Genomic DNA, 22,101 nt, shown 5'->3' with positions numbered 1-22,101 from the left:
CGCGCTTTCGTCACGACGACGCCGGAGACCCTCCCGGCGCGCTGACTCCATGTCTTCCCGGGCGGACGCCCGGGAGCTGGTCGTTCGCCCTTTCCACGGAGAGGTTGACCATGAACGACCACCGCAGGCTCGGCCGTGAGCTGGGCATCTTCGACACCGATCCGCTGATCGGGTCCGGCCTGCCCTACTGGCTGCCCGCCGGGGCGGCCGTGCGCAAGGCGATCGAGGACTACGTGCACGAGCTGGAGCGCCGCGACGGCTACCTGCACGTCAACTCGCCGGTGCTGGGCAAGCGCGAGCTGTACGAGAGATCGGGGCACTGGGCGCACTACGCCGAGGACATGTTCCCGCCCATGGAGGTGGGCGGGGAGGAGTTCGTGCTGCGGCCCAGCCTGTGCCCGCACCACGCGCTCGTCTACCGCTCCCGCCAGCGCAGCCACCGTGATCTGCCGCTGCGGCTGGCCGAGCTGGGCGGCATGTACCGCTCCGAGCTGTCGGGGGTGCTGGGCGGGCTGACCAGGGTGCGAGCGATCCAGCTCAACGACGGGCACGTGTTCTGCGCGCCGGAGCAGGCCGCCGCCGAGGTGTCGGCCGCGCTCGACCTGATCGAGGCCGCGCACGAGCGGCTCGGCATCCGTGCCGCCCGGTACCGGCTGTCGCTGCGCGGCGACGGCGAGAAGTTCGTGGACGACCCCGCCATGTGGCTGCGCTCGGAGTCGGTGCTGCGGGACGTGCTGCGGCAGCGGGGCCGCCCGTACGACGAGGAGCACGGCGAGGGCGCCTTCTACGGCCCCAAGATCGACATCCAGATCGCCGACCCGGCCGGCCGTGAGGCGACCCTGTCCACCGTCCAGGTCGACTACTTCCAGCCCGAGCGCTTCGACCTGCGGTACGCGGGCGGCGGGCGGCCGGTGATGGTGCACCGCAGCGTGGTCGGCGGCATCGAGCGCCTGGTCGCGCACCTCATCGAGGTGCACGGCGGCGCGTTCCCCGCGTGGCTGGCACCCGTGCAGGCGGTGGTGCTGCCGCTGTCGGACGCCGAGGCGCCCGCCGCCGCGGAGGTGCTGCGCCGCTGCGTGGCGGCCGGGCTGCGGGCCGAGCTGGCGCCCGCGGACCGGGGCAGCCTCGGGGCCAGGATCAGGGCGCACCGGCTGGTGCCGTACCAGCTCGTGGTGGGGCCGCGCGAGGTGGCGAGCGGGCGGGCGGCGGTGCGGCTGCGCGACGGGAGCCAGGCGGGGGAGGTGCCGATCGAGCAGTTGGCCGCACAATCGCGACCGTTCGGCTGACGAGCGGAAATCAAATGGATAACGGAGGCTTCCCTGATCATGTGAACGGCTCGTAAAGTCCGCTGCAACGCCGTGGTCGGGGAGGCCGGATTTTGACCGAGCTGAGCGATCGTGAGTCAGAGCTGATCTCCGCTCACGAACAGGAACGTCCGGCACGTGAATTGGGCGGGCCGCTCAAACTCGGCGTGTGGATCGTGGGCGGGCTGCTGTCGGCGTATTCGCTGGTGGTGGTGTTCCGGCCGGTCGAGGCGATCGAGCACCGGATGACGTTCCTGGCGGTGGCGCTGCCGCCGGTCTTCCTCTGCTACCGCTCGGGCCTCGCGCCGTACGTTCGGCGTCTGTCACGGCGGCCCGAGCCCGCGGTGGTGGCGGGGCCCCGGGTGGAGTGGCCGGGCGTGGCCGACTGGCTGCTGGCGGCGGCGTCGCTGGCGGTGCTGCTCTACCCGCTGCTGGACATCGAGGCGTTCCGCGATCGCGGCTCCGGCGCGGCGCTGACGGACCTGGACGTCGTGGCGGGCGTGGTGCTGACGGTGCTGCTGCTGGAGGCGGTACGCCGTACGGTCGGCTGGTCTTTCGCCATCATCTGCGTCATTTTCCTCCTTTACACCTACTACGGTGCATATTTACCCATTGACTGGACTATTGGCCACACCGGGTTTGATGTCGGGCAAATCATCTCGCAGCTTTACACCGGCACCGAAGGTTTCTTCGGCGTGCCCATGCAGGTGGCGGCCAGTTACATCATCCTGTTCACCATCTACGGCGCGGTGCTCGAATACTCGGGCGCCAGCAGGTTCTTCATCGACCTGAGCTTCGCCGCCTTCCGCAAGTCCCGCGCCGCCCCCGGCCGCACCGTCACCACGGCCGGCTTCCTGCTCGGCACCGTGTCGGGCTCCGGCGTGGCCACCACCGTCAGCCTGGGCAGCGTCGCCTGGCCGGTGCTGCGGCGGGCCGGCTACCCGAGGGAGCCCGCGGGCGGCATGCTCGCCGCCGGCGGCATCGGCGCCATCCTGTCGCCGCCCACGCTGGGCGCGGCGGCGTTCATCATCGCCGAGTACCTCGGCGTCAACTACCTCCAGGTGCTGCTGTACGCGACCATCCCCACGCTGCTGTACTACCTCGGCATCTTCCTGGCCATCGAGATCGACTCGCGCCGCTTCGGCACCCGCGCCGTCGAGGTGGACGCGCCCAGGATCGGCCGGCTGCTGCTGCGCTTCGGCTACCACTTCAGCTCGCTGATCCTCATCGTCGTGCTGATGGCGCTGGACCGGTCGGCGTTCCAGTCCGTGGTGATCGCCACGGCGGTCGCGTTCCTGCTGTCGTTCCTCGACCCCGCGCACCGGATGGGGCCCAAGCGGATCGGGCAGGCGCTGGCCAAGGGCGCCCTGGAGGTGCTGCCGGTGACCGCCGTCTGCGCGGCGGCGGGCATCATCGTCGGCTCCATCACGCTGACCGGGCTCGGCCAGAACCTGGCCGACATCATCGTGGACATCGGCGCGGGCAGCCTGATCATCACCACCGCCATGGCCGCCATCGCGGTGCTGCTGCTCGGCCTGGCCGTCCCGGTGACGGCCAGCTTCATCATCGCGGCCGTGATCATCGGGCCCGCGCTCTTCGACCTCGGCGTCAGCCGGCCCGAGGCGTACATGTTCGTCTTCTACTACGCGGTGCTCTCGGAGGTGAGCCCGCCCACCGCGCTGTCCGCGGTCGCGGCGGCCGCGATCACCGGCGGCAACACGTACAAGACCATGATGATGACCTGGCGTTACACGTTGCCGGCGTTCCTGGTGCCGTTCGCCTTCGTGCTGACGCCCAACGGGCAGGCGCTGCTCGGGCAGGGGCCGATCGGCACCGTGCTGCTGATGACCGGGGTGTCGGCCGTCGCGGTGGCCGCCCTGGCCATGGCCACCGGCGGGCTGGCCGCCTGGCCCGAACGGCTGCTGGCGGCGGTGGCCGCGGTGCTGCTGCTGTTCCTCGAACCCGTCCCCATCGTCGCCGGCCTGGCCGTGCTCGCCGTGGCCGCCGCCGTGCACCTCATCAGAAGCAGGAGAAGGGAAGCAGCGTGAAGCGGATCCTCATCATCGTCGCCGCCGCCGTCCTGGCGGCGGCGGGCTGCGGCGGCGGTGGCGCGGGCGGCGGCTCGGGCAACCGGCTGTCGATCGCCACGGGTGGCACGTCGGGCGTCTACTACGTCTATGGCGGCGGCCTGGCCCAGCAGCTCTCGGCCAGCATCGCCAACACCCGCGCCATCGCCTCGGCCACCTCGGCCTCCGTCGAGAACATCAAGCTGCTGGCCTCCGGCAAGGCGCACATCGCGTTCTCCCAGGCCGACACGGCCGCCGACGCGGTCAACGGCAAGGACACCTTCACCGCCAAGCAGCCGGTCAAGGCCATCGCCCGCATCTACGACAACTACACGCACGTCGTCGTCGCCCCCGGCGTCGAGGCCGCCAAGGTCGCCGACCTGAAGGGCAAGCGCGTCTCCCTCGGCCCCGCCAACTCCGGCACCCAGGTCGTGGCCAGGCGCGTGCTGGAGGCGGCCGGGCTGAACCCCGACACCGACATCACCAAGCAGCAGCTCTCCATCAACGAGTCGGTGCAGGCCGTCAAGGACGACACGATCGACGCGTTCTTCTGGGTCGGCGGCCTGCCCACGTCCGGCATCACCGACCTGGCCACCAGCAAGCCGGACATGAAGATGCTCGACACCAGCGACGTGCTGGCCAAGATGCAGTCCACCTACGGCCAGCAGTACGTCTCGCTCGACGTGGACATGGCCGCCACCTACAACCTGTCCGGCACCGTCAAGACCGTCGGCATCGCGAACGTGCTGCTCGTGCCCGACTCCATGGACGAGCAGCTCGCCCACGACATCACCAAGACCCTGTTCGACAAGAAGGACGAGCTGGCCAAGGTGCACCCCGAGGCCAAGAAGCTCGACCCGGCGCTCGGCCAGCAGGTGGCCCCGGTCGAGCTGCACCCCGGGGCCGCGCGCTACTACAAGGAGAAGGGCTGATCCGCCTGCTCCTGGCGCTGACGGTGGCGCTGACGCTCGGCTCCGGCGACGGAGCCGGGTGCCCGGCCGTCAACGGCCTGCCCGTGACGCGCGGCTTCGCCCTCGCCTACGTGCATTCGATCTACCGGGCGCCCGCCGCCGAGGTGTTCACCGTGGCGGGCGGGCGCTTCACCATGCGGGCCGTGGTGTCGGTCAACGAGGGCGTGCTGGACTACTACGCGGTCGAGGGGCAGCGGGTGCGCCTGCCGGGCGGCCTGTGGCTGCTGCGGCCGGCCGAGCCCGCCACGTACGCGGAGCTGTCGCTGCTCACCACCTCGATCGGCCGCAGGACGGTCATCGCGGACGGCCGCTGCCTGCCCCTCTACCCGGCCACGGGCGCGAGCGAGGTGCGCCTGTCGCTCGCGCTCACCCGGCAGCCCGCGAGCCGGCCGTGCCCCCGCGCGTTCGCGGCCCTACAACCAGTCCTTCTTCTTGAACACGGCGTACAGTCCCGATGACGCCAGCGCCACCAGCACCGAGGACGTCCAGAACCCCAGGGGGTCGCCCGACCCCGGATAGGGCACGTTCTGGCCGTAGAAGCCGGTGATCGCGGTGGGCACGGCGATGATCGCGGCCCAGCTCGTGACCCGCTTCATGATCTCGTTCAGCCGGAAGCCCTGCTGCGACAGGCGGGTCTCGCGGACGTTCGCCAGCATGTCGCGGATCGACTCCACCCACTCGATGACGCGTAGCACGTGGTCGTGCACGTCCTCGTAGTACGGCTTCATCACCGGGTCGGCGATCAGGTCCTGGTCGCGGCGCAGCAGCGTGCCGATCACCTCCCGCATCGGGAAGGTGACCCGGCGCAGCTTGGTGGTGTCCCTGCGCAGCAGGTACATGGAGTGCTGCAGTTGCCTGCTCTCGCGGATGCCCTGCACGAACAGGCCCTCCTCCATCGCCTCGACCTTCCCGTCGAGGTCCTGCACGAGGTCGAAGTGCTGGTCGACGACGTAGTCGAGCAGGCCGTGCAGCAGGAACGTCACGCCGTGGCAGGCCATCCGGGAGGCGGCGTCCCAGCGCCTGACCACCCCGCCGATGTCGAAGTGGTCGTTCTCCCGCACGGTGACCAGGGCGTTCCCGGTGACGAAGACGTTCACCTCGACGGGGACGAGCCGGTCGTTCTCGGAGTAGAGCCCGTACACCGTGATGAACAGGTGGTTGTCGTAGACGTCCACCTTCGGCCGCTGGTGGTCGGACAGGACGTCCTCGACCGCCAGCTCGTGCAGCCCCAGCTCCTCACTGATCACGCCGAGCTGCTCGGGCGTCGGGGCGCACAGGTCGAACCAGACCACGTTCTCCGGGTCCGCCACGTGGTCGGAGACCTCCTCGACCGGGAAGCCCTCCTTCTCCAGGACGCCGTTCCTGTACAGCCGCGTATGCACTAGCCGAGTCTGGCAAACAGTCTCGCGTTACGCACGGCCGCCCCTCCAGGGTCGTTGTTGAAGTACACGAAGGAGTCGTCCCAGCCCGCCTCGCGCACCCGGCCGGCCCAGGTGCGCAGCGCCTGCTCGCCGTACGAGAAGCCGGACCTGCCCTGGTGCAGCCGCAGATAGCCCCACCCCGCCGTACGCCACAGCGGGGTCACCGGCCGGCCCAGCCGGTCGGCCCAGCACAGCGCGGCCGAACGCGCGGACAGCAGCCCCCGCACCTCCGCCGTCCACCAGGACTCGTGGCGCGGCTCCACGGCCACCCGCACGCCCTCGGGGAAGCAGCTCAGGCACCGGTCCAGCCGGTCGGGGTCGGCCTTGAGCGTCGGCGGGAGCTGCAGCAGGATCGGGCCGAGCTTCTCCTTCAGCCCGGCGGCGGCGCCCATCAGCCGCGCGACCGGCTCCTCCGGCTCCTCCAGCCGCTTGATGTGGGTGAGGAACCTGCTGGCCTTCACGGCCATCACGAAACCCGGCGGCGTACGGTCGCGCCAGGCGGCGAACGACTCCAGGCTCGGCAGGCGGTAGAAGGCGTTGTTGCTCTCCACGGTGCCGAACTCGGCCGCGTACGTCTCCAGCCAGAGCCGCTGCGGCACGCCCTCCGGGTACAGCACCCCGCGCCAGTCCTTGTACTGCCACCCGGACGTGCCCACCAGCCATGTCATGGCATCTCGCCTACCCCATGGGGCCACGTGCAGTACAACTGTCCTAGTTCATCAGCCGAGAGGATTTTTCACGCAATGGGCGCCAACCACGCGCACGGCACCGCCCTTCCCAGCTCGCGCCGCACCGTGGTGGCGGGCCTGGCCGTCCTGGTGCCGCTGGCCGTCGTCACGCTGGCCGCCCTGGTGTGGCTCTGGCCCGGCGGCGGGCCCGGCGGCGGGCAGGCGGCGGCGCCGGCGGAGTCGGGTGTGCAGCGGCTGAGCGGCACGGTCGTCAGCGTCACGCTCAAGACCTGCCCGGCCGCGCTTGAGGGTTCGCCCCAGCCTGACCCGGCCACCTGCGGGAACGCCGTCGTCAAGGTGGGCGACGGGCCCGACGCGGGGCAGGACGTCGAGCTGCGGCTGCCCAGCGGGCCGGGCGCGCAGCACTTCGCCGCGGACGACGACGTGATCCTGCTGCGCGGGGCCGACGGCACCTACCAGATCTCCGACCACGACCGGTCGATGCCGCTGTGGCTGTTCGGGGCCGCGTTCGCGCTGGCGGTGATCGCCTTCGGGCGGTGGCGCGGGGTGACGGCGCTGGTGGGGCTGGCGGTCACGTTCGTGCTGCTGCTGACGTTCGTGATCCCCGGCATCCTGGAGGGGCGGCCGCCCATGCTGGTGGCCATCGTGGGCGCGGCGGCGATCATGCTGGCGGTGCTTTACCTCACGCACGGCTTCTCGCTGTCCACGTCCGTCGCCGTGCTCGGGACGCTGGCCAGCCTGGCGCTGACGGGGGCGCTGTCGTACCTGGCGCTGGGGTTCGCCCGGCTGAACGGGATCACCGACGACAGCGCGCTCGCCCTGGACATGAGCCTGTCCATCGACACGCAGGGGCTGCTGCTGGCCAGCATCATCATCGGGGCGCTCGGCGTGCTCGACGACGTCACGGTCACGCAGTCGGTCACGGTGGCCGAGCTGGCCCACGCCAACCCGTCCTACGGCTTCGCCCGCCTGTACCGGGCGGCCAGCCGGATCGGGCGCGCGCACATCGCGTCGGTGATCAACACGATCATCCTGGCGTACGCGGGAGCCTCTCTGCCGCTGCTGCTGCTGTTCAGCATCGGGGACCAGCCGCTGGGGGAGGTGATGTCGACGCCGGTCATCGCGCAGGAGATCGTGCGGAGCATCGTGGGCACGCTGGGGCTCATCGCGGCCGTTCCCATCACGACGGCGCTGGCCGCGCTGATCGCGTCCCGGAGCCACACGAGCCCCGTGACCGCGCACGACTCCGGCCATGACCCCGGGCACGACTCCGGGCACGACCCCGGGCACGACTCCGAGGGGGAGGACTTCTTCTCGCGCCCGCCCGAGCCCGACGACTTCTTCTCGCGCCCGCCCGATCGCGACGACTTCTTCACGCCGCGCCCTCGCCCCGGCCCGCCTGCGCACCCCGAGCCGTCCCCCGTGCCGGACCGCCCGGCCCGCCACCGCCGCCGCACGGGACCCTGAGTCGCAGACCCCGTTGGACGGGACAGCCCCCATGATCGCGTAATGTTTCCTGACATGACGGCCGACCTGGTAGCGAAGCGGGTGACGGATGTCCTGGCACCCCAGGTGCTGGTGATCCTCATGCCCCCGCTGGTCGGCCTCCTGGCCCAGGGCTGGCAGGGCGCAGTGTGGGGCCTGGTGGCCTCGGCGTTCTGCGGCGGCGTGCCGGCGGCGGTGATCGCGCTGGGCGTCCGCTCGGGCCGCCTCGACTCCCACCACATCGTGGACCGCGCCCGCCGCACCGGCCCCCTGCTCGCGGCCGTGGCGGCCGTGCTGGTGGCGCTGGCGCTGCTGGTCGTGCTGGGCGCGCCGACGCTGCTGGTGGCGACGGTGACGGCGATGCTGGTCGCGCTGGGCGTGACCGTGCCGATCACGCTGCGCTGGAAGATCTCCTTCCACGCCGCCGTCTCCGCCGGCACGGTCGTGGTGTTCGCCCACGTGCTGCCAGCCTGGCCGGCCGCGCTGGTGGGGGCCGCCGTCGTGGCGCTGGTGTGCTGGGCCAGGGTGCGTCTCACGCACCACACCTGGCCCCAGGTGGCGGCCGGGGCCGCGGTCGGCACGCTCACGACCTGGGCGACGCTGGCCGCCTTCGGTGTGAGCTAGCGGCACCGGAATAGCGGGGTCGCCGCCGGGGTTGCCGCGAACATGGATGCCAAGAACCGCGGCCGGGTGCGTGTCGAGCACACGGCCAAGCGCGTGCGGACCTACCTGGGCGGACGGGTGGTGGCCGACACCACCGCCGCCCTCCTGGTGTGGGAAGTCCCGTACTACCCCACCTACTACTTCCCCCTGGCCGACGTGGACGAGTCCGCGCTGAAGGCCACGGGAGCCACCAAGCACTCCCCGAGCAGGGGCGACGCGGTCGTCTACACCGTCACGTCGGGCACCGCCGAGGCCGCGGACGCGGCGCTGGCCTACCCGGACTCGCCGCTGGAGCAGATCCGGGGCTACGTCCGTTTCGAGTGGGACGCGATGGACGCCTGGTTCGAGGAGGACGAGGAGGTGTTCTTCCACCCGCGCGACCCGTACACGAGGGTGGACATCCTGCCCAGTTCGCGGCACGTGCGGATCGAGGTGGACGGCGTGACCGTGGCCGACTCCCGCAACCCGCGCGTCCTCTTCGAGACCGGCCTGCCCGTCCGGTACTACCTGCCGAAGACCGATGTGCGGCTGGACCTGCTGGAGCACACCGACACCGCCACGCACTGCCCCTACAAGGGGACGGCGGAGTACTGGTCGGTCAACGGCAAGAAGGACCTGGCGTGGTCGTACCGGACGCCGCTGCCGGAGAGCACGAGGGTCGCCGGGCTGATCGCGTTCTACGACGAGAAGCTCGACGTGTACGTGGACGGCGAGCTCCAGGAGCGGCCGAAGAGCAAGTTCGCCTGACCCGTCAGGCGGCCGGGGTCCAGTGGGGGTCGCGGCCGAGGTAGCGCAGCAGCGTGATGACGTCGTCGTCGCCGGGCTGCGACTCCAGCGCCGGCGCGTACGCGCCCCAGGCGCGCAGCGGCTCGACGATCCGCCTGGCCACCTCCAGCATGGGGCGGGCCATCTCGGGCGTGAGCGGCGACGGCCCGCCGCAGGCCATGGCGATGTCCCAGGCGTGCACGCCCGCGTCCAGCGCGCACGCCGCCACGCCCGACGCGGGCGCCATCTTGTGCGGCGGGACCGGGGTCGCCACCTCGGCGGCCTGCCGGTCCACCCCTGCCCACGCGGCGGCCGAGCGCCGCAGCGCGTCCTCCAGGAACGCCGCGGCGTCCCCGCCGAGCTCGCCCGTGGGCTCGAACGGGTTGAAGGAGGGGCCGGGCTCGCCGGTGAGGGCGGAGGCGAAGCCGAGCTGGTCGCCCGCGGCGTGCTGCAGGACGTGGGCGACACTCCAGCCCTCGCACGGCGTGGGCAGGCTCCAGCCGCCGGCCGGAACGCCGCTGACCGCCTGGCGCAGGGCCTCGTGCGAGGCGTCGAGAACGTCCCAGCCGCTGATGATGATGCTGTCGCTCATGAGTGGGTCCCTTCCGGTTCGTTGAGACCACTCTATCAGAACGGAATACTTTGTTCCACTAGTCCGCGGACAAGAGTGTCCAGCGCCTGCTCGAAGTCGGCCTCCGGATCCACGCCGCCGCCCCGCGTCCACCGCAGCAGCCTGCTGAAGTGCGGCAACGCGGCGGGGTTCAGCTCGGTGATGTACATCTCCACGTTCGCCGCGCCCGCGTGCGGCCCCGGATCGCCCCCGAAGCCGCCCGTGGACAGCAGCAGCGAGCCGAACACCAGCGCGTTCACCGCCCCCAGCGCCCGCCACGCCCCCTCGTCGTCGAAGCCGCCCGCGTACAGGGCCCCGACCAGCGCGTCCACCCGCGACATGGCCCGCGCGGAGGTGGGGTTGGCCAGGTCGGTCACCAGTGCCATCGGCACCACCGGATGGCGGCGGAAGGCCCGGTACATGCTCAGTGCCGCCGAGCGGATCTGCTCCTGCCACGGCAGCGCCGTGTCCGGCAGCTCCACCTGGGCGAACACCCGCTCGGCGATGCCGTCGAGCAGGTCGGCCTTGTTCGAGACGTGGTTGTAGAGCGACATCGCCTCCACGCCGAGCACCTTGGCCAGGCGGCGCATCGACAGGCCGTCCAGGCCCTCCTCGTCAGCCAGGGCCAAGGCCGCGTCGAGGACCTTCTCCCTGTTCAGCGGCTCGCGCCGGGCCATGTGACATTCCTTTCCGCAGGGTGCCGGTTTGACAGAGCTTACGGTGTACGTGTTTTACTTGCGGCGTACACTTACACTGTAAGTAAGGGGTAGGGCGATGGAAGACGTGATCATCGTCGGCGGCGGGCCCGTCGGGCTGCTGCTGGCCTGCGAGCTCAAGCTGGCCGGCGCGGACCCGCTGGTCCTGGAGGCGGCCGACGGGGAGGAGCGCAGGACGCGCAGCCTCGGGCTGCGCTCGCTCAACGCCCGCACCGTGCAGTCACTGGCCCTGCGCGGGCTCGTCGAGCCGGTCGAACGCGCCCAGTGGGAGATGCTCGACGGGCTGTCCGGCCCCGCCCGCGCCGACGTCGTCGGGCTGATGCTGGAGGTGCTGCGCAAGGGCGAGATCAGAGGGCACTTCGCCGGGATGCCGCTACTGGAACCGGCCGGCGGCGCCGAGTACGTCATGCTCAAGCAGGACCGGCTGGAGGAGATCCTCGCCGAGCGGGCCGTCGCGATGGGCGTGCGGATCCGTCAGGGACGCACGGTCACGGACGTCACGCAGGACGGCTCCGCCGCCACCGCCACGCTCGCCGGCGGGCAGATCGTGCGCGGGGCGTACCTGGTGGGCTGCGACGGCGGGCGCAGCGTGGTGCGCAAGCGGGCGGGCTTCGCCTTCGACGGCACGCCGCCCACCATGACCGGGCGCACGGCGGTGGCCGAGCTGGCGGACCCCTCCCTGGTGACCTCTTCGCTGCGCGGGCCCGGCGGGCTGGTGAACCTGTCGCTGGTGCCGGGGGAGATCGCGACCATCGAGTTCGACGGCGGGCCAGGCGACCGCGACACGCCCGTGACCGCCGCCGAGCTGCAGGCCAGCCTGCGGCGGGTGACGGGGCTGGAGGTGGTCGTCGAACGGCTGGAGACCGGGATCCGGTACAGCGACAACACCCGGCACGCGGAGACGTACCGGAAGGGGCGAGTGCTGCTGGCCGGGGACGCGGCGCACGTGCACTCGCCGATCGGCGGCCAGGGGCTCAACCTCGGCATGCAGGACGCGTTCAACCTGGGCTGGCGGCTGGGCCTGGTGGTGCGGGGAGCGGCGCCCGGGAGCCTGCTCGACGGGTACACCGCCGAGCGGCATCCGGTGGCGGCCAGGGTGTTGCGGAACCAGCGGGCCCAGGTCGCGCTCATGCGGCCGGGGGCGCAGGTGGACGCGCTGCGTGCGGTGCTGGAGGAGGTGATCGCGCTGCCGGAGGGGTGGCGGCACTTCGCGGGCATGATGGACGGGACGGCGATCGACTACGCGCCCGGCGCGGCCGAGCCGCTGGTCGGGCGGTTCGTCCCCGACGTGCGATTGACCGGGGCGGCCGGGGTCGCGGAGTCGCTGCGGGACGGGCGCGGGCTGCTGATCGGGCTCGCCCAGGCGGGTGCGGCGCAGGCCGGCGGCGCGCAGGCCGGTGGCGCCCAGGCGGGTGCGGCGCAGGCTGGTGGCGCGCAGGCCGGTGGCGCGGGCGGGGAGCCGGGCGCGCTGGAAGCCGCGCTGGCGGGGCATCGCGACCGCGTGCTGGCGGCCTGGGCCGAGCCCGGCGGCGACCTCGGCGCGGACCTCGGCGCGGACCTCGGCGCGGACCTTGGCGCGGACCTCGGAGGGGACCTCGGAGGGGCGGGCGCGTTGCTGGTGCGGCCCGACGGGTACGTGGCGTGGGCGGGCGAACCGGGCGAGGCCGCCGAGGCGCTCACCACGTGGTTCGGCCCGCCCGCCGTCAGGTGAACAGGCGGGTCAGCACCCGGGTGCCGAACTCCAGCCCTTCCACAGGCACCCGCTCGTCCTTCCCGTGGAACATCCCGAAGTAGTCCAGATCCGGCCGCAACATCAACGGCGCGAACCCGTACCCCTTGATCCCGATCCTGGCGAACGACTTGGCGTCCGTGCCCCCGGCCATCACGTACGGCACCGGCCTGGCCAGCCCGTCCTCGGCCACCAGCGCCCCGGCCAGCTCGTCGAAGAACGCCGACGGGTACGGCGCGTCGGGCGCGTCCTCCAGGTTCACGAACTCGCGGGTGACCTTCGGCCCGAGCAGCTCGTCGATCGTGGCCAGGAACTCCTCCTGCGTGCCCGGCATGAACCGCCCGTCCACGTGGGCGGCGGCCGTCGAGGGCACGACGTTCACCTTGTACCCGGCGTCCAGCATGGTGGGGTTAGCCGAGTTGCGGATCTGGCTCTTGAACAGGCTGCCGAGCGGCCCGAGCCGGGCCGCCTCGGCGTCCAGCCGGTCCAGGTCGATCGGCTGGCCGGTGATCTCCGACAGGTCGCGGATGAGCGCCGCGACGGTCGGGGTGAGCCGCACCGGCCACTGGTACGCCGCCACCCGCGACAGCGCGTGCACCAGGGTGGCGACCGGGTTGTCCACGGCGGGACGGGACCCGTGACCGGCCACGCCGTGCGCGGTCAGCTTCATCCAGGCGGTGCCGCGCTCGCCGACCGCGATCGGGTACACCCGGTGCCCCTGGGAGTCCACGCTGAAGCCACCCGACTCGCTGATGGCCTCGCTCACCCCGTCGAACAGCTCACGGTGCTCGGTCACGGCGTGCCGCGAGCCGTAGTCGCCGGTGGCCTCCTCGTCCGCCAGGAACGCCAGCACCAGGTCCCGCCTGGGCCGCTCGCCGCGCGCCCGCATGCCGAGCACGGTGGCCAGCGTCATGGCGCACGAGCCCTTCATGTCGACCGCGCCCCGCCCGTAGACGCAGCCGTCCTCGATCTCCCCGGAGAACGGGTGCATCCGCCACTCGGCCGGGTCGGCGGGCACCACGTCGAGGTGGCCGTGCACGAGCAGCGCGTCGGGGGAGTCGCCCGCCATCCTGGCCACGACCGTGGTCCGCTTGGGCGCCGACTCGAACACCACCGGCTCCAGGCCCGCGTCGGCCAGCAGCGTGGCGACGTACTCGGCGGCCGGGCGCTCTCCCGAGCCCGGGTTGGTGGTGTCGAACCTGATCAGATCCGAGCAGATCTCGGCAACGCTCTTCACTCTCGTCCCTTCAAGGTCAGCGGCGGCACCCCGGGCGTCTCCATGCCGAAGATCAGCCCGTAGAAGGCCAGCTCGGCCTCCAGTACCGCGACGACAGTCTCCTCCCTGCGCCAGCCGTGCTGCTCGCCGGGGAAGGTCAGCAGGGCCCACTCTTTGCCGTGCCTGTCCAGTTCGGCGGTGAACCGCTCGGCCTGCGAGACGTCCACGATGGCGTCCTCCAGGCCGTGCAGCATCAGGCAGGGGCCGGAGGCGCGGAAGGCGTTCAGCAGCGGGGAGCGCTCGGTGTAGCGCTGCCGCGTCTCCGGCAGCGGGCCGACCAGGCCGTCCAGGTAGCGCGACTCGAAGTCGTGCGTCTCGGCGGCCCAGCTCTCCGGGTCGGTGATCGCGTAGTGCGCCACCCCGCCCGCGAACACGTCGCTGTGCACCAGTGCCGCCACCGTCGTCCAGCCGCCCGCGCTGCCGCCCCTGATGGCCAGCTTCGCGGCGTCGGCCCGGCCCAGCTCGACCAGGCCGCGCGCCACCTTGGCGCAGTCCTGCACGTCCACCACGCCCCATTGGTGGCGCAGCCGCTCGCGGTAGGCGCGGCCGTAGCCGGTCGAGCCGCCGTAGTTGACCACGGCCACGCCGATGCCCCTGCTGGTGAAGTAGGCGATCTCCAGGTCGAGCATGACCGGCAGGTTCCCGGTGGGGCCGCCGTGCGCGAAGATCACGTACGGGCCCGGCCCCCGCACCCCGGACGGCGGGTACAGGTGCGTGTGCACCCCTTCGATCGTCAGCGCCTCAGGGGTGGGCAGCAGCTCGCGGTCCGGCAGATCCTTGCGCGGCGACACCACCTCGTGCGCGCCGTCGGCCAGGCCGACGAGCGTGACTTCCAGCGGCGTGTACGGCGTCGCCTTCACCGCCGCCACCTTGCCGCCCGCGACCGACACGGTGGACGACCAGTGGGTGGCCGCGCCGCCGAGCTCGCGCAGCTCGCCCGTCTCCGGGTCCAGGACGCCCAGGCGCCGGTGGTCGGCGGTGCCGTAGACGACGGCCAGGCGGCCGTCCTCGGCCACGGCCAGGCAGGTCAGGCCCGGCTTCCAGGCCGCCGCGCCGAACTCCAGCTCCAGCGGGGTGAGGTTGCGGCCGGGGGAGCCGTCCAGGGGGACGACGTGCACGTTCCACCAGCCGGTCGGGTCCGTCACCGCGTACAGGCTCGCGTCGTCGCGCCACTCGGCCTGCGACACCGACTCGTCCGGCCCGCCCGCGACGACCTCGTACGGCCCGGCCGTGCCGTCCCCGGCCAGCGGTGCCACGCACAGCTCGGTGCCGTCCCACGGCATGTTCGGGTGGTCCCAGCCGATCCAGGAGACCCACCGGCCGTCGGGGGAGACGCGCGGGTTCATCAGGAAGTGCTGCGCCTTGGCGACGACCCTGACCGGGCCGCCGTCCAGCGGCACCGCCACCAGGTCACGCACGTCCGCGATCTCCCTGACCGCCCACACCTCGCCCCTGCCCGGCGGCAGGTACAGGTCGCCGTAGCGCGACGGGCCCTCCGGGGTGAGCGGCACGGGATCGCCGCCGTTCTCGCCGAGCCGGTACAGGCGCTGGTCGGCCCAGTTCGTGAAGACCAGCCCGCCGCCGGGCAGCGGACGCCACGAGCGGCCCCCGTACTCGACCAGGCGATTGCGGGCGTTCCACCCGGCGGGCAGCGCGTCCACGCGGGAGCCGTCGGGCAGGCGGCGCACCACGCAGCGCCTGCCGCCCTCGTGCGGGCGCGGCTCGTCCCACCAGACCTCGGCACCGGAGGGCGTGGCCACCGCCTCCACCCACTGCGGGCCGCCGTCGATATGGGCCACGTCGATCGGTCGAATGCTCATGAACTCACCAATTGCCGTTGGTACAGGGAGGAAGAGGAACGCAGGGGGGGTGCAGCACGTACGCGATGCCGCCGCTGCCGGAGCTCCTGAGCCACACGTGCTCGAACGCCGCCCGTGGATAGACCCGCCGGACCTCGGCGTCGCGAGGCGCGGCCGGGTCGTTGACCACTATGTCGCCGCCGGTTGTGAAACCCGTGACGACCAGGATGTGGCCGCTGGTGGAGTAGCACGAACCGGGCAGCTCGTGCACCTTGAACGACTGCGACGTGATCACCGGGATCCCGGCCCGCACGAACACTTCCAGCTCCGCCGCCGACCGCAGCCTTGTCACGAACCCGGCCAGCCCGAACCGGCCCGCGTACGCCACGTTGAACGGCCAGTTGCCGGTGCCCTGGTAACTCTCGTCGTACGTGCCGGCCGCCGCGTGGTCCACGGCGGGCGCGGGATCGCCGTCCCCCACCCAGGCCAGCTCGCCCGGCGCCGGCCCGCGGTCCCAGTACGCCAGCACCATCGCCACCGAGGCGGGGCTGCACCAGTTGACGCCGCCGCCGTCGTAACGCACGTGGTGACCGGCGTGCGCGTGCTGCGAACGCCGGGGCACCGCCAGCTCGACGGCCCCGCCGGGGCCAGGCGCGCTCGGCGCGGGCGGCAGCCGGGGCAACGCCGAGGCCATCACCCCCAGCCCCGTGATCCGGGCGTTGTCATCGTCTCCGTGGCGGGTCACCCGCACCTGGTAGGCCGTCACCGGCTGCCTGGCCACGAACGTGTCCACCGCCACGTCCCCGTGCTCGTCCCCCTGCCCCGGCACCGAGGTGCGCGGACTGCCCTGCTCGGACCACCGGCCCATCACGTACCACTTGGTGACATCACCGGACGCGGTCCTGACCCGCAGCGCGACCTCGATCCAGGTGCCCGGCGGGGTGCGCGCCGTCCAGGACGGGACGAGCTGGGTCGCGGGAAAGCCGATCGCCCGCTCGTCGCTGATCCACACGCCTGCCTCGTCGGGGACCGTCAGGCGGGCGAAGGCGACATGGGCCAGATCGACGGTGAGCACCAGGCACATTGTGGTTTCGCACTCCATGTCGCACATCGGATGGTTTACGTACCGGCCCCGATTGTGTCGGTGATCAACTCTAAGGTTCGGGACATGACTTCAGCGGTACAGGCATACACCTACACGGGGCCCTCCGTGCTGGCCGACGGCAAGCTCGGCCTCATGACCTCCGGCGGCACGGCGTTATCCGGCCCGCAGGCCCACCCCAAGTTCTTCAGCGGGCTGCTCACCCAGGCCGCGCCGGCCGCCGCCGGGCTGCTGGCGGTGGCCGACGTGGCGCTCACCCGCTACCACCAGCCCCGCCCCGGCTGGACCCGCGACCCTGTCGTGACCTGCGACGGCGAACGGCTGCGCTTCGAGTCGTTCTCCGCCTGCGGCGGCGTCTACGCCCGGCTCGACGTGACCGCCCTCGACGGCGAGGTGCTCGACCGCGGCACCACGAACGTCGACGTCAACGGCCCGCTCCGCGAAGCGCTGGCCAGGGTCGGTGGCAAGGACCCGCTGCACGTCGGCGTCGGCGCCGACGAGCTGACCGTCACCACCCTCGACGGCGCCGTCGTGGAGAAGAAGGTGCCGCTGCCGTCCCGATGGCTGCGCGGCTTCGCCGAGGTGCAGGTCATGGCCGCCGGATGGGACCTGCGGGCCGAGCTGGCGGGGCCGCAGGCCGTACGGTTCCTGCGGTCCCTGCCCAAGGGCGCCCGCTCCACCGTCTGGGCCGTCCCCGCCGGCCGCGACCTGCGCCTGTCCTCCGGCGCGGCGCGCGGCGGCGTCTGCCTGTCCGGCACCACGCGGGTCGCCACGCTGCTGCCCCTGCTCAGGTTCGCCAAGGCGCTGCGCGTCTACGGGCCCGCCGACGGGTCGTCCACCGCGAGCGCGTGGGAGCTGGAACTGCCGGGCATGCGCTACACGCTCGCCGTCTCGCCGCAGCCGTCGCGCGGCTTCTCCGGCGAGGGCCAGGTCCTCGACGACCTCGCCACCGACGAGGCCGCCGCCGACGCCGACGTCATCGGCATGCTGCTCAACTTCGAGCCCACCGTCGAGCTCGGCCTCCTCGCCGACCGCTCCGGCCTGCCCATCTCGCGGGTACGCGCCGCGCTCACCCAGCTCGGCACCTCCGGCCGGGTCGGCTACGACCTGCACGAGGCCGCGCACTTCCATCGCGAGCTGCCCTACGACCAGGACCAGGTGGCCGAGCTCAACCCGCGCCTCACCTCGGCCCGCGCCCTCGTCGACGCCGGGGCCGTCCGGTTGCTTCCCGACGACCAGGCGGAGGTCACCACCGAGGGCGGGGTGCGGCGGGTGCGGATCGGTGAAGGGGCCTGCACGTGTGCGTGGTGGTTCGATCATCGGGGGTCTCGGGGGCCGTGCAAGCACGTGCTGTCGGCCAGGATCGCCGCGCGCTTGGCGGTGGAGGTCACACCGTGACGGCGCCCGGCGCCGCCGCGCCCGGCGTGGGGGTGGGGGGCGGGCCGGTGTGGGAGGCGGTGCTGGCCGTGCTCGACACCGGCGACCTGGACCTGGTGGCGGACCACGTCCTGGCCCTGGACGAGCGAGCCCGCCGCGAGGTGGCCGCCGCCCTGCCCGCCCACCTCCTCGTGGCGGAGGAACGCGCCACCACCAGATGGCACGAACGCGAAGCCAGGCGTGCGCGCGAGAACGAGGCGGCCTGGCGCGCCTACGTACGCGCGCAAGAACGCGAAGGCCAGCGCGTCGAGGAACACGAACGCTGGCAGTGGGACGCCCACTGGTTCAGGACCGCCACCATGGGCCCCGGCGAGAGCTGGGCCGCGCCGCTGCGGGTGGCGGGCGCGGCGGCGATCGGCGGCGCCGCGGCCGTGGCCGCCTGGCTGAGCCGCCGCGACCTCCAGGACCGCTGGACCTGGGACCAGCGCACCGTCACCGTCCTCGAACGCGTCCTGTCGGCTCGCCCGGCCGCCTGGCAGGCCGACTTCGCCGCCCGCGCCACGCTCAAGCTGCGCACCACCCCTCGCCGCCGCGGCGCACGGGACCCGATGGCCGGGCTGGTGCTGGCCATGCTGCGCCGCGGCGCCGCCACCCCGCCCGAGCACGACCCGCTCGTCGTGGCCTGGGCCGCCACCACCCCCATCGCGGCCGAGCTGCGCGACGACCCGCTGCTCGACCACCTCCTGCCCCGCCTGTTCGAGGCGGAAGGCGTCGGCGCCCTGTTGCGTGACGAACGCGCCGACCCGCCCGCGCCCAGGAGCTGGCTGGCCGCGCTCAGGAAGCTGCAGGCCGAGGGCCGGATCGGGCGCGACGTGCTGCTCGACGGCTGCCTGCGGCGCTTCCTGCGCGGCGGGCAGGCCGCCGACCTGCGCTTCTTCGTACGCCTGCACGAGCTGCTCGATCCCACGTACGACGAGGTGAGCAAGCGCCGCCGCGACTACCTGCGGCTGCTGCCCGTAGCGCCCGGCGCCGTGGCGGAGCCGGCGCTCAGGCACCTGCGGCGGCTGGACGACCTCGACCCGGGCGACGTGCGGGAGGCGGTGCCCGCGCTGCTGTCGAGGGGTGAGCGCAAGCTGCTGACCGCCGGGCTGACCTGGCTCGACGAGATCGCCCGCGACCCCGGCGCCGAGCTGGGCTCGCTGGCTCCGGCCGTGGGGTACGCGTTCGCGTGCGAGTCCGCCGACGTGCAGGGGCGGGCGGTGCGGCTGGCCGTCAAGCACGGCAAGCGGTTCGGCGAGGAGGGGGCGCGGGCCGTGCGGGAGGCGGCCACGGTGCTGCCGCAGGAGCTGCGCGAGACGCTGGCGTCGGTGTTCGGCGGGGAGACCGCCGAGGATTCACGGGATTCCGAGGGGTTCGTGCCGGTGCCGCTGCCCGCGCCGGTGCCCGCCGCCGCGTTCCCCGGGCCCGTCGTGGTGGCGGGGGACGTCGAAGGGCTGCCGGACGGAGGCCGGTGGGAGGCCGCCGAGCTGTGGCTGGCCGGGGTCGTGCGGTTGTACGGGAGCGACCGCGGCGGGCTGGCGGCCCGGCTGGCGGAGCTGTGGCCCGGCGTGACCCCGCCGGCCGGGGCGTGGCAGGCGGTCTGGCACTGGGCGTGGGAGATCGCGCGCCTGGTGATGGGGCATCCGGGCGAGGGGCGTGCTTCTGCGCGGTTGCCCGAGGCCGGTGACGTGCCAGGCCCGCACCTGTTCCTGCTGCGCCGCTGGGCCGAGGTGTGTGACGCGATCGAGGCCGGGACGCTGCCCCCGCACCTGCTGGCCGAGCCCACCTCGGCGACCGGCCACCTGGACCCCGGCGTGCTGGTGGACCGGCTGGCGGGCTACGAGCGCGCGGGCGTCGAGGCCCTGCCGGCCGACCTGAGGCAGGCACTCCTGCGGCTGCCGCGCGACACGACGCCCGAGGCGCTGGCGCGGGCCGGGCGGCTGACGTCCTCAGCGGGACGGGAGGCGGCCCGCTGGATGAGCGGCGAACGCCCGGAACCCGTCGCCGAGATCACTTGGTGGTACTACCCGCCCGCCGGGACACCCGAATGCGGCGACAGGCAGGCCTACCGCGAGGACCGGGAGCAGGCAGGCACGGGCGCGGTGCTCCACGAGCTGACGGCCCACCTCGCCACGACGCCGATGGACGGCCCCGTGGCGCATCGGCTGAAGGAGCACGACGGTTATTTGCGCTGGTGGCCGTACCTGATGCCGTCCGACAGGGAGGCCGTCGCGGCGCATCTGGTCCCGCACCTGACCGAGCGATGGCAGCGGGCCCGCACCGAGCACGCGCAGGCGTGGGCGCTGGCGCTGGCGGACGGGCCGATGGGCGAGGCGGCCGCGCTCGTGCAGGCGTACTTCGTGGCCGACCGGTCCCGGTGCGCCGGCCCGGAGGAGCGGGCCAGGCCGCTGGTGGAGCTGGCCGCGCGGGGGGAGCTGGCCGCCGAGGAGGTGGGGCGGCAGCTCGCGCTGCTGGTGCGCAGGTCGGACCTGAAGCCGGGGCCGGTGTTCGAGACGCTGGAGAGCGCGGCGGCGCTCGGCGCGCACCGGGAGGTGTGGCGGGTCATGACGGGCTTCCTGGCCGTGTTCCTGCCGGGGCCGGGGGAGCGGCCGCACAGCCGGCACACGCAGGGCCTCACGTTCGCGTCGCGGGCGGCGCGGTGGGCCGGGGCGCGCGGGGCGCTGCCGTGCGTCGCGGAGCCGGCCCAGCGGCGGGCGTCGAACAACTTCGTCCGGGAGGCGCGCAGGCTGCACACGTACCTGACCTGATCGCGGCTGGGCCCGGGCGGGCGGGCCCAGCCGGCACGGTCAGAGGTACAGGCCCGTGGACTCGTCGCCGGGCACCGGCGTGATCTCGCGCCCGGACCGCAGCGCGTAGAGCTGCGCCAGCGTCGCCCCCGACGGCCCGACCCCCTGGGAGGAGCCGAGCCAGGTGACCGCCTCCTCCTTGCTCAGCGGCCCCACCTCGACCTGCGCCAGGCAGCGGCCGGGCCGGACGACGGCGGGGTGCAGGCGGGTCAGGTCCTCGTTGGTGGTGATCGCGACGAGGACGTCGCGGCCCTGCCCGAGCAGGCCGTCGGTCAGGTTGAGCAGGCGCGACAGCCCCTGCCCCGCCTGGGCCTTGGCGCCCGAGCTGATCAGCTCGTCGCAGTCCTCCAGCACGAGCAGGCGCCAGCGCTGGGCGTCCTCGTCGGTGTCGTAGCCGACCGCCACCTCCATCAGGTAGCCGGGCTCGTTGAACAGCCGCTCCGGGTCGAGCACGCAGTCGACCTGGCACCAGTCGCGCCACTGCTTGGCCAGCGAGCGCAGCAGGGTGGTCTTGCCGGTGCCCGGCTGGCCGTGCAGGAGGATGAGGCGGCCGTTGACGTCGGCCGGGGTGATCGACATGAGCCGGTCGAGCGCCGGGCGGACCTTGGCCGAGTAGTTGGAGCTGATCTCGTCCCAGGGCTGCGCCGTGATCGGCTTCTCCGAGCGGGTGCCGCCGTGCATGCCCCGCCACCAGAAGCCCATCTCGACGTGGTCGGCCTCGGGCACGGGCTCCTCGGCGCCCTCGATGCTCTCCGCCAGCACGGTCTTGGCCAGGTCCTCGTTGACCGCCGTGACGCTCACCGTCGCGGTGCGGTTGCGGTGCCGGATGACCCGCAGGGTCCAGCCGTCGCCGCTGATCAGCCGCGACTCCGAGCCGTCCTCGACCCGCGCGGTGCGCAGCACCTGCCCGCCGGCGGGGGTGAGCGTGGCCTCCGGGCGGACGCGCTCCAGGTTGGCCAGGCGCGACCACGGCTGCGCGCCCGTCGCGAACGGTGACAGTGCCAGCGCGTCGATGACGTCGATGGCCGAGTCGGCGTCGTCGATCCAGATGTTCATCGGGAGCTCAGAGGACTCGGGGCTGGAGAACGGCACCTCCCTGATCACAGACATACCGTTAATGATCTCCGTCTCTGGGCCGGATGTCGAAGCATTTTGGCTGGGGATCCGCTGGGTTTCGTCCTCAGCGTACCGGCTGCGGGGGTGTGTCGTCCGGGGCCGGTGCCGGAGCGTGGGTGGCGTCGGTATGTTTCGGGTTTATCGGGGCGTGTCGGGGATTTTGGCG

Annotated in this window: 18 protein-coding genes; 10 read left to right on the top strand and 8 right to left on the bottom strand. The window is 72.9% G+C overall.

Annotated features, from left to right (window positions below; genetic code table 11):
• Positions 1-41: 41 nt before the first annotated feature.
• The 4 genes from thrS (at position 42) to FXF51_RS33955 (ending at position 4,799) form a co-directional block, all read left to right on the top strand.
• A complete protein-coding gene (gene thrS / locus FXF51_RS33970; RefSeq protein WP_148438789.1) occupies positions 42-1,286 on the top strand; it encodes a threonine--tRNA ligase in 1,245 nt (414 codons plus the stop codon).
• 92 nt (positions 1,287-1,378) lie between these two features.
• Complete coding sequence (locus tag FXF51_RS33965) at positions 1,379-3,352, top strand: TRAP transporter permease (protein ID WP_222871583.1); 1,974 nt, start codon at positions 1,379-1,381, stop codon at positions 3,350-3,352.
• Positions 3,349-4,302 carry a TAXI family TRAP transporter solute-binding subunit gene (locus FXF51_RS33960; RefSeq protein ID WP_148438788.1) on the top strand — a complete coding sequence of 318 codons (954 nt, stop codon included), beginning with the start codon at positions 3,349-3,351 and terminating at the stop codon, positions 4,300-4,302. Before FXF51_RS33965 ends, FXF51_RS33960 begins: the two co-directional genes overlap by 4 nt.
• A gap of 23 nt (positions 4,303-4,325) precedes the next feature.
• Entirely contained in the window at positions 4,326-4,799 is a 474-nt protein-coding gene (locus FXF51_RS33955; protein ID WP_187414716.1) for a DUF1850 domain-containing protein, read from the top strand.
• On the opposite strand, the gene FXF51_RS33950 is transcribed toward FXF51_RS33955, so the two are convergent.
• Positions 4,755-5,723 (bottom strand): magnesium transporter CorA family protein, encoded by a 969-nt coding sequence (locus FXF51_RS33950; protein ID WP_222871582.1) that lies wholly within the window; start codon positions 5,721-5,723, stop codon positions 4,755-4,757. The genes FXF51_RS33955 and FXF51_RS33950 overlap by 45 nt on opposite strands.
• The gene (locus FXF51_RS33945; RefSeq protein WP_148438786.1) at positions 5,723-6,430 is read right to left on the bottom strand and encodes a DUF72 domain-containing protein; all 708 of its coding nucleotides are present in this window, start codon (positions 6,428-6,430) and stop codon (positions 5,723-5,725) included. The genes FXF51_RS33950 and FXF51_RS33945 overlap by 1 nt, the downstream gene beginning before the upstream one ends.
• A 75-nt stretch (positions 6,431-6,505) precedes the next feature.
• On the opposite strand from FXF51_RS33945, the gene FXF51_RS33940 reads away from it, so the two are divergent.
• The 3 genes from FXF51_RS33940 to FXF51_RS33930 are packed head-to-tail and all read left to right on the top strand — an operon-like array spanning position 6,506 to position 9,346.
• A complete protein-coding gene (locus FXF51_RS33940; protein ID WP_148438785.1) occupies positions 6,506-7,918 on the top strand; it encodes a YibE/F family protein in 1,413 nt (470 codons plus the stop codon).
• A gap of 54 nt (positions 7,919-7,972) precedes the next feature.
• Complete coding sequence (locus FXF51_RS33935; protein WP_148438784.1) at positions 7,973-8,560, top strand: hypothetical protein; 588 nt, start codon at positions 7,973-7,975, stop codon at positions 8,558-8,560.
• Between the two features lie 42 nt (positions 8,561-8,602).
• Positions 8,603-9,346 (top strand): DUF427 domain-containing protein, encoded by a 744-nt coding sequence (locus FXF51_RS33930; protein WP_148438783.1) that lies wholly within the window; start codon positions 8,603-8,605, stop codon positions 9,344-9,346.
• Between the two features lie 4 nt (positions 9,347-9,350).
• Here the strand turns inward: FXF51_RS33930 and FXF51_RS33925 are convergent, their stop codons facing one another.
• Together FXF51_RS33925 and FXF51_RS33920 are read right to left on the bottom strand one after the other, a co-directional pair.
• Complete coding sequence (locus FXF51_RS33925; protein WP_148438782.1) at positions 9,351-9,956, bottom strand: TIGR03086 family metal-binding protein; 606 nt, start codon at positions 9,954-9,956, stop codon at positions 9,351-9,353.
• Between the two features lie 35 nt (positions 9,957-9,991).
• Positions 9,992-10,651: a TetR/AcrR family transcriptional regulator C-terminal domain-containing protein gene (locus FXF51_RS33920; RefSeq protein WP_148438781.1), complete on the bottom strand. Its 660-nt coding sequence runs from the start codon at positions 10,649-10,651 to the stop codon at positions 9,992-9,994.
• Positions 10,652-10,748: 97 nt separating this feature from the next.
• On the opposite strand from FXF51_RS33920, the gene FXF51_RS33915 reads away from it, so the two are divergent.
• Positions 10,749-12,401: an FAD-dependent monooxygenase gene (locus tag FXF51_RS33915; protein ID WP_187414715.1), complete on the top strand. Its 1,653-nt coding sequence runs from the start codon at positions 10,749-10,751 to the stop codon at positions 12,399-12,401.
• On the opposite strand, the gene FXF51_RS33910 is transcribed toward FXF51_RS33915, so the two are convergent.
• The 3 genes from FXF51_RS33910 to FXF51_RS33900 are packed head-to-tail and all read right to left on the bottom strand — an operon-like array spanning position 12,394 to position 16,578.
• The gene (locus tag FXF51_RS33910) at positions 12,394-13,656 is read right to left on the bottom strand and encodes a M20/M25/M40 family metallo-hydrolase (RefSeq protein ID WP_148438780.1); all 1,263 of its coding nucleotides are present in this window, start codon (positions 13,654-13,656) and stop codon (positions 12,394-12,396) included. The genes FXF51_RS33915 and FXF51_RS33910 overlap by 8 nt on opposite strands.
• Complete coding sequence (locus FXF51_RS33905) at positions 13,653-15,515, bottom strand: prolyl oligopeptidase family serine peptidase (RefSeq protein WP_187414714.1); 1,863 nt, start codon at positions 15,513-15,515, stop codon at positions 13,653-13,655. The genes FXF51_RS33910 and FXF51_RS33905 overlap by 4 nt, the downstream gene beginning before the upstream one ends.
• Before the next feature lie 4 nt (positions 15,516-15,519).
• Positions 15,520-16,578, bottom strand: a complete 1,059-nt coding sequence (locus tag FXF51_RS33900; RefSeq protein WP_148438869.1) for a C39 family peptidase — start codon at positions 16,576-16,578, stop codon at positions 15,520-15,522.
• A gap of 84 nt (positions 16,579-16,662) precedes the next feature.
• Here FXF51_RS33900 and FXF51_RS33895 point away from each other — a divergent pair, with 84 nt between their 5' ends.
• Complete coding sequence (locus tag FXF51_RS33895) at positions 16,663-17,994, top strand: SWIM zinc finger family protein (RefSeq protein ID WP_148438779.1); 1,332 nt, start codon at positions 16,663-16,665, stop codon at positions 17,992-17,994.
• Positions 17,991-20,780, top strand: a complete 2,790-nt coding sequence (locus FXF51_RS33890) for a DUF6493 family protein (RefSeq protein WP_148438778.1) — start codon at positions 17,991-17,993, stop codon at positions 20,778-20,780. Before FXF51_RS33895 ends, FXF51_RS33890 begins: the two co-directional genes overlap by 4 nt.
• 39 nt (positions 20,781-20,819) lie before the next feature.
• Here the strand turns inward: FXF51_RS33890 and FXF51_RS33885 are convergent, their stop codons facing one another.
• A complete protein-coding gene (locus tag FXF51_RS33885) occupies positions 20,820-21,929 on the bottom strand; it encodes a DUF5925 domain-containing protein (RefSeq protein WP_187414713.1) in 1,110 nt (369 codons plus the stop codon).
• Positions 21,930-22,101: the final 172 nt, after the last annotated feature.

This window comes from Nonomuraea sp. PA05, from assembly GCF_008086045.1.
Lineage (GTDB): Bacteria > Actinomycetota > Actinomycetes > Streptosporangiales > Streptosporangiaceae > Nonomuraea > Nonomuraea monospora.
This window is presented reverse-complemented; position numbering and strand designations above follow the sequence as displayed.

Bases quoted from the DNA above. Each gene is read 5' to 3' on its own strand.
- FXF51_RS33940 (WP_148438785.1), top strand. From the start codon at position 6,506: ATGGGCGCCAACCACGCGCACGGCACCGCCCTTCCCAGCTCGCGCCGC.
- FXF51_RS33905 (WP_187414714.1), bottom strand. From the start codon at position 15,515: ATGAGCATTCGACCGATCGACGTGGCCCATATCGACGGCGGCCCGCAG.
- FXF51_RS33915 (WP_187414715.1), top strand. From the start codon at position 10,749: ATGGAAGACGTGATCATCGTCGGCGGCGGGCCCGTCGGGCTGCTGCTG.
- FXF51_RS33885 (WP_187414713.1), bottom strand. From the start codon at position 21,929: ATGTCTGTGATCAGGGAGGTGCCGTTCTCCAGCCCCGAGTCCTCTGAG.
- FXF51_RS33925 (WP_148438782.1), bottom strand. From the start codon at position 9,956: ATGAGCGACAGCATCATCATCAGCGGCTGGGACGTTCTCGACGCCTCG.
- FXF51_RS33930 (WP_148438783.1), top strand. From the start codon at position 8,603: ATGGATGCCAAGAACCGCGGCCGGGTGCGTGTCGAGCACACGGCCAAG.
- FXF51_RS33920 (WP_148438781.1), bottom strand. From the start codon at position 10,651: ATGGCCCGGCGCGAGCCGCTGAACAGGGAGAAGGTCCTCGACGCGGCC.
- FXF51_RS33895 (WP_148438779.1), top strand. From the start codon at position 16,663: ATGACTTCAGCGGTACAGGCATACACCTACACGGGGCCCTCCGTGCTG.
- FXF51_RS33900 (WP_148438869.1), bottom strand. From the start codon at position 16,578: ATGTGCCTGGTGCTCACCGTCGATCTGGCCCATGTCGCCTTCGCCCGC.
- FXF51_RS33935 (WP_148438784.1), top strand. From the start codon at position 7,973: ATGACGGCCGACCTGGTAGCGAAGCGGGTGACGGATGTCCTGGCACCC.
- FXF51_RS33945 (WP_148438786.1), bottom strand. From the start codon at position 6,430: ATGACATGGCTGGTGGGCACGTCCGGGTGGCAGTACAAGGACTGGCGC.